This is a genomic window from Streptomyces sp. NPDC005784, assembly GCF_042871525.1.
Lineage (GTDB): Bacteria > Actinomycetota > Actinomycetes > Streptomycetales > Streptomycetaceae > Streptomyces.
Genome location: NZ_JBIAIQ010000044.1, coordinates 62,823 through 69,125 on the forward strand (window position 1 = coordinate 62,823; position 6,303 = coordinate 69,125).

General features: G+C 68.7%; 5 protein-coding genes. All 5 read right to left on the bottom strand.

Annotated elements, in window-relative coordinates; all coding sequences use genetic code 11:
- Positions 1-952 precede the first annotated feature (952 nt).
- Positions 953-1,675 carry a hypothetical protein gene (locus tag ACFYR3_RS39220; RefSeq protein WP_355854316.1) on the bottom strand — a complete coding sequence of 241 codons (723 nt, stop codon included), beginning with the start codon at positions 1,673-1,675 and terminating at the stop codon, positions 953-955.
- Positions 1,676-1,679: 4 nt separating this feature from the next.
- Positions 1,680-2,204, bottom strand: coding sequence for a phage tail protein (locus ACFYR3_RS39225; protein ID WP_355854313.1), 525 nt, complete (start codon positions 2,202-2,204; stop codon positions 1,680-1,682).
- A gap of 11 nt (positions 2,205-2,215) precedes the next feature.
- Positions 2,216-4,006, bottom strand: a complete 1,791-nt coding sequence (locus tag ACFYR3_RS39230; protein WP_389286849.1) for a phage tail sheath family protein — start codon at positions 4,004-4,006, stop codon at positions 2,216-2,218.
- 281 nt (positions 4,007-4,287) lie between these two features.
- Entirely contained in the window at positions 4,288-4,833 is a 546-nt protein-coding gene (locus ACFYR3_RS39235) for a hypothetical protein (RefSeq protein WP_355854307.1), read from the bottom strand.
- Positions 4,824-5,396: a thioredoxin family protein gene (locus ACFYR3_RS39240; RefSeq protein ID WP_356785338.1), complete on the bottom strand. Its 573-nt coding sequence runs from the start codon at positions 5,394-5,396 to the stop codon at positions 4,824-4,826. The genes ACFYR3_RS39235 and ACFYR3_RS39240 overlap by 10 nt, the downstream gene beginning before the upstream one ends.
- Between the last annotated feature and the right edge of the window lie 907 nt (positions 5,397-6,303).

The window sequence follows — 6,303 nt, forward strand, 5'->3', positions numbered from 1 at the left end:
GGAGTGACCGCAGGTCGTACGGCATGGGAGATGTGTGCGCGGGTGACGGGTGCACTCGGCCGAGCTGCATGTGCGAAGGGCGGACCGCTGTGTAGCGTGAGGTCGGGTTCGGGCGTGTCCGTGGCAGCTGGTGAAACTCGCTCATCGCCGGGCGCAGGCCCGTCGCTCTGGGCGGAGGTCAGGAGTACTTGGGCAGCGGCAACCCGCGCCTCGGACTGCACGACGGAGTGGGACCGGTCTCCGCTCCGGGGTCGGTCCGCGGACGCCCATTTCGGCGTCGGTGACGAGCGGTTCTTCGGCTCTGCGACGACCTGGGGGTCCCCAGTGCCGACCGCACCTCGTGTGGTGGTCGCTCCGGGGGTGGTGGTCGGTCTCGTTGGGGTGCCCGACGCAAGCGTGGCGGACGGCCCGGGTGGGGCATCCGAGCCCGGCCCGGTGGATGCTGCCGGTGCCAGGGGAGATCGTGGGCGGGGTCCGGGTCGTGGGTTGTTGTCCAGCGTCAGTCCGGCGTCGGGCTGCGGGGCCGGTGCGCGCCGCGGGGCGATGTGGGCCCGAGGGCCGTCGGTGTGGAGGCCGGGGCCGAGGAGGGCTTCGGTCACGTCCGTTGTCCTGGAAGCTGCCCGGGGCAGCGGCCGGCCGGGCGTCGTACCGTCTGCAGTCCCCGTCCATGGCCCCTGCTCCGCCTCCGGTGCGGCCGTCCTCGGTTCGGGCCCCTGACCCGCCCGTGGCTCCGGCGCCGTATCGGGTTCGTGCTGCGGCCCTGGTCCCGGAGTCGGCGGGGTCGAGGCATGTGGCTCCCGTCCGGCAAGTGCCGGGGAGTGCTGTTCCGCGGAAACCGGGGGAACGGAATCGCTGTCCGTCTGCAGGCGTGGTGCCGCCGTGTCGAACACGTTCGGCAGTAGCGGCCGCAGCCTTGGTCCCGGCTCCCGCAGCAGCCGGCCGACGAAGTCGCTCATCCGGCCGTCGCCTCCAGGTAGAACCGGCGCCGGGCCGGGCTCACAGCCAGGACGTCGGACTCCGACCAGCCGTACACACGGGCGAGCGTGTGCACTTCATGGAGGAGCCGACGCGCATACCCCTCGACCTCTGCCCACAGATAGTCGGCGACGTCGAGCGCCGCGGTCCAGGTGTGGCGGCAGTACGGACAGGTGAGAGGGAGGACGGTGTCGGCGCCTGGATCGAGGTCGGCGAGGCGTTGCGCCACTGTTTCGAGGACCCCCTCCGGCAGGACGTCCGCCACAGGGTCCATGCCGATGACACAGCGGCTGAGCAAAGCACGGCGGGCCCCGGGGGAAACGGGGTCGACTGCCAGCAGGTCTCGTCCGGTGAGTGCGCGGTACGTGACCTCGTACCCCTCGGCCAGCAGTGTGGCCGGATCACGCCTCGGGCCCGGCATGTTCAGCCTCCCGGGCCCTCGCAGCTCGTCCGTGGTGACCGAGACTTCGAGAGGCTCGTCGCAGTCCGGGCAGTCGGCAGCGCATGGCAGGGCGAATCCGAAGGATCCCTCGCGCAGGTCGAGCAACAGCGCGTTCAGGTCGGCCAGGGTGAGATCGGCGACTGCTTCGCCGGGCGGTGCCGCGGCCGCGGCGAGCAGGAGAGCGCGGACAGGCGATGCTTGCCCGTCCCCGGTCTCCCACATGCCGAGCAATTGTGTCTCGGTCAGCTCCGGCCTCATCGGGTCATCCCGACGCCGTGTCACTGAACTGCGGCTGCTGTGGCGGGTTCGTGCGCTCTCGTACCCAACCGTGGTGTTCCAACTTGATGTGCTCGAACGCGATGCCGTTGGCGTTGGCGTCGAGGTCCGGCAGGCCCTGGTACTCCGAGACCCAGCAGTCGTGGACGGAGTAGGAGAGCACCTGCTGGCCAGCCTCGTCGAACACGTCGATGATCAGATCGCGGCGGAAGTCTTTGAGGGAGGTCTCCAGGCCTCCCCCCGAGTTCCGCAGGCTCCACACCCTGTTGGCCCACTCCTCGAACGCCGTGTCGATGGTGCAGCCGCGCTCCAGGGTGATGGCCTCGTACTCGGTGCGGCCGGGGGTTTTGTAGCTACTCCCCCGATCGCCGCCGTGACGGTGCTTGATGACCTCGGTGGTCCGCTTCAGCCCACTGACCTTGCTGATTCCCGCGATGTACTCGGTGGATCCACTGAACTTCACCCGGAACCGGAAATTCTTGAAAGGGTCCCGGCGCGTGATTTCCGGCATCAGCCGTCCTCCTAGACCTGGATCTGCCCGGCGAGTTGCTGAATATGGACGATCACGAACTCAGCCGGCTTGAGCGGCGCGAAGCCGACCTGGACGTTGACGATCCCGCGGTCGATGTCGTTCTGCGGGTTGTTCTCCCGGTCGCACTTGACCAGGTATGCCTCCTGAGGTGTCCGTCCCTGGAAGGCGCCCGCCCGGAACAGCGAGTTCATGAACGAACCGACGTTCAGCCGGATCGACGCCCACAGCGGCTCGTCGTTGGGCTCGAACACCACCCACTGGGTCCCGCGGAAGAGGCTCTCCTCGACGAACAGGGCGAGCCGGCGCACCGGGAGGTACTTCCACTCGTCGGCGAGACGGTCCGCTCCCCGCATGGTGCGCGCGCCCCAGGCCACCGGTCCCACGGCCGGCAGCCGGCGCAGGCAGTTGATGCCAAGAGGGTTGAGCCGACCGTTCTCCAGGTCGGTGAGCGGCACTTCCAACTCGCTGACGCCGTTGAGCGAGGCGTCCGTGCCCGCCGCGGCCTTCCAGACGCCGCGTTGCACATCGGTCCGCGCGAGAACGCCGGCCATGACCCCGCAGGGCGGGAACGGCCTGAGCGCGCCTTCGCGCAGCGGGTCGGGTGCGACGATCTGCGGGAAGTAGAGTGCGGCGTTCTTCGTGGGCTCACCCTCGGGCAAGGACGGGTGGCCGTTCTTCGCGAAGTCCGCGACCCAGTCGAGCGACAGGGCGGCGCCCCCGGATCGGTTGGTCCAGTTATTGGGCGGATCCACCAGCAGGATGGCACGTCGGTCGACGCAAAGCTGCAGCGCCCTTTCCAGAAGTCCTTTCACCTCTCCGCCAGGGCCGGCGGGATCGTGGCAGCCGGGCAGACAGAGCAGATTGAAGATGTCTGTTTTCAGTAGTTGGAAGAGGCCTGTCTTGTCGTTCTCGCCTTGGGAATACTTGTAGCTGGCCCCTGTTGGCATGACGTCGTCGGGGGAGCCGGCTTGGCCCGGGGTGCGGAAGTATTCCTTGGTTTCGTCCGGCTTCTCGGGATCGGCCATGGGGTCGGTGCGGGACGTCTCCGGCGTGTCGTTCGCGAAGGGCAGCCCGTTGATGGGGTGGTCTGGGTCCGGCTTGACCAGCTGGGAGGTGGCCAGCAGGTGTTCGAGACTGCGGGGGCTGTCCTTCTCGATGCTGACGTTGAGGTATCTCTCCTCCGCGCCGGTGCCGGTGTCCCGGATCGTCAAGTTGTACAGCTTGCGCTTCTCCCGATCCAGGTTCAGGCCTTCCGAGGTGTCGTAGTCGACCCGGGAGCGCAGATTCCGCGCCCACGAACCAGGGCTGGCGGCCAGGAGGACAGGCCCGCCGGTGACGCCGCTGAGGGAGGAGTTGGCTCCCCGGGTCTTGGCAACCGCCTCGGTGGACTCGGACTCGGACTCGGACTCGGAGTCGGTTTCGGATCCGGATTGGGGAGCGTGAGCCGAGGCGGGGGCGGGAGCACTGACATCTACCCCCTGCGAGCGACCTACGGGGAGCCTCACGGGATCGGCTTCGCCCACCACCCTGACGATCTCTGCCTCGCTGCCGCCGTTCATGTAGAACTGGTAGACGGCATAGCTCAGAGGACTGTCCGAGTGCAGGCCGCCAAAGACGCTCTCGTAGTCCGCCCAGCTGGTGATGTGCACCGGTCGGTCCACCGGTCCGCGGGGCGCGTATCCGACGAACGCGGCGACAGCGGTCGGGACTCCGGTGATGGTCCGGACCGCGCTCTTGACCTCATCGATGTAGACGCCTGGATAGGTGGGGCTCACAGGCATGGAAGCCTCTTTTCTCCAGCCCGGATACGCCGCCTGCCCCGGGCATCTGCCGACGGGTCTCCGGCAAGCCGAGGCGGCCGCGCAGGCGGCGAACGGTGAATGACGCTGTTCGAAGATCCTTTACGCAGCGTAGGCAGACTGTGCGGCGGGTGGGGTGCAGGAGAGACGTCTCTCCTTCGATGGAGTGATGCGTTGGGGCTGATCAGCCGCCCTGCCTACGAGCGGGCGGCTGCCTTGGCCGCTGCACGGACAGGACAGCCGGATGCGCCGACGCGGCAGCCTCAGCGCGCCGAGCCCAGTTGCAAGGGCACCTCGTGGTCGCGTACGGGTGGCAGGCAGCCAGCGGTCTCGCTGCATGCTCCGTACGTCAGGAACACCCTTGCGCTGTCGGTGCCTTCGACCCGGCGGACCGGGAGTTCGAGGGTGACCGGCCCGTCCTCGTAGACCGGCAGGCTGACGTCGAGGCCCGCCGGGCGCAGCGCCCGCGGCTTCGCGTCGGTGGTCGCCGGGCCGGTGGCCCTGAGGCTGCCTTCGGTACGGATTCGGGTCGGTATGCCGATCCCGTCGACGCCGCCGTTCGGCAGGGTGAGGCTGTAGAGGTGAAAGCCCCTCTGCTCCGGCCGCAGCTCCGCGAGGATCAGCAAGCTGCCGTCACGGGATTCCGCCCGCACCGTGACGGCCACGCCGCCGACCGCGAAAGGGGCGGCTTTCGCCGTGGTCCTGCTCTCCTCCGGACCTGCGCACCCGGTGAGTACGGCAGCGGCGACCGCTACGAGCGCGCAGCCAACCTTCGAACGGCGGGCCCGGAGCCGAACGGCTACTGCCATCGCTTCAGGAACTCCGCGACCTGTGTGGCCGACATGGTGCGGGCGTTGGCGAACTCGCCCCGGTTCGTGGCCACTTCGATCCGGCCGGAGGCGGAGTCCAGGACGGTCAGGGCAGGTATGCCGCTCGTGTTCAGGTCGACGTAGCGTTCGGCCACCTTCAGGTTGTGGTCGAACTCGCCGACGTCCACCTTCACTACGTGGTACTTGGCCAGTAGCGCGGACGGTCCGGCTTCCTTGAACCGGGCGCTCAGGACGCGGCAGTCCAGGCACCAGGCGGCGCCGAAGTCGACGAGTACCGGACGGCCGTCCTGCTTCGCCGCCTTGAGAGCGGCCGCTATGTCGGCCGCGGCATCCGCCTTCGGGTTGTAGTCGAGGGCGCCCGTCGCCGCGGAGGGTGCCGGCGAAATCCCGTCCGGTGAAGCCGACTTCGTGGCGGGCGCTGCCGAGACGCCGTCAGTGGTCCCGTGGGAGGTTATGGCCTCGCTGTCACAGCCGCTGAGTGCCGGCAGGGCGAGGGCCAGCGCTGCCAGCGCCAGTGCCGCGGGAAGCAGGGGGCGTCTCACGTGACTCCTTGTCGTTCTCTCCTCGGAACCCGTCGCATGTGCGGGCGCCGCTGGCGTCCCGGGTGTTCTACCGGAAAACGGCAGATGCGCGCGTAGTTTCGCACACGGGCTGGGGCACTTCTTCGGCGGCCGGTTCCCGGCGGAAGATGTGGAACAGGGCCTCGTCATTCTTCCGTAGTCGAGCGAAGCCAGTCCGGCCAAAAGTGTACGTGCCAAGGGGGGTTGACATGACAACCCCTCGTTGTCGCACTCAAGGCATGGCACACATCAAGGACCTCTCCAAGCATCAATCGACCTTCAGCCGCATCAAGGAAGTGCGCGAGCAACAGTGTCCCGGTTCGCGCCTCGCGATCGCTTCAAGATGATGAGGAAGATCGAGCAGTATTCCGAACGCTTCATCGGGCTGGCCGCCGTGCATGTGGACGACGGCAGATATGCGGGCGCGACCAGCGTGGACCTGCACACCGGCGAGATCGGTGGCTGGCAGCGGGCTTCACCCCTGCCTCAGGACCGCCACGGTCCACCCTGGGCGACGGACGTGAGGTCGATGCATGCTGGTACGAGCATCGGCAGGAGGAAACTTCGCATTGCGGTGGCGGGGGCTGAGTTTGCGGTAGCCGGACAGCCGGAAGGCCGCCGGTCGTTTCGAGACCATCCATGGAGAGACGCGGCAGAGGTCGACAATCCTCGTACAGGCGTCTCCCGACGTCGAAGCTCCGCTGCCTCCCCAGGTGGTCTCCCTTTCGAAGAGTGGGAGATCGGATGAGAGCGGACCGCGGGGGGGCCCCCGGGCCGGGCCCCCCCGCCCCCCCCCGCGGGGGGCCCCCGGGGCCGCCGGGCCCGGCGCACCCCCCCCCCCCCCGCCCCCCCCGGGTGGGAAGTGCCCCGGGGTGGGGGGGGGGGTGCC

What these genes read in the sequence shown, in the direction of transcription:
- ACFYR3_RS39230 (WP_389286849.1), bottom strand. Translation starts at nt 4,006, where the DNA reads ATGCCTGTGAGCCCCACCTATCCAGGCGTCTACATCGATGAGGTCAAG.
- ACFYR3_RS39225 (WP_355854313.1), bottom strand. Translation starts at nt 2,204, where the DNA reads ATGCCGGAAATCACGCGCCGGGACCCTTTCAAGAATTTCCGGTTCCGG.
- ACFYR3_RS39235 (WP_355854307.1), bottom strand. Translation starts at nt 4,833, where the DNA reads ATGGCAGTAGCCGTTCGGCTCCGGGCCCGCCGTTCGAAGGTTGGCTGC.
- ACFYR3_RS39220 (WP_355854316.1), bottom strand. Translation starts at nt 1,675, where the DNA reads ATGAGGCCGGAGCTGACCGAGACACAATTGCTCGGCATGTGGGAGACC.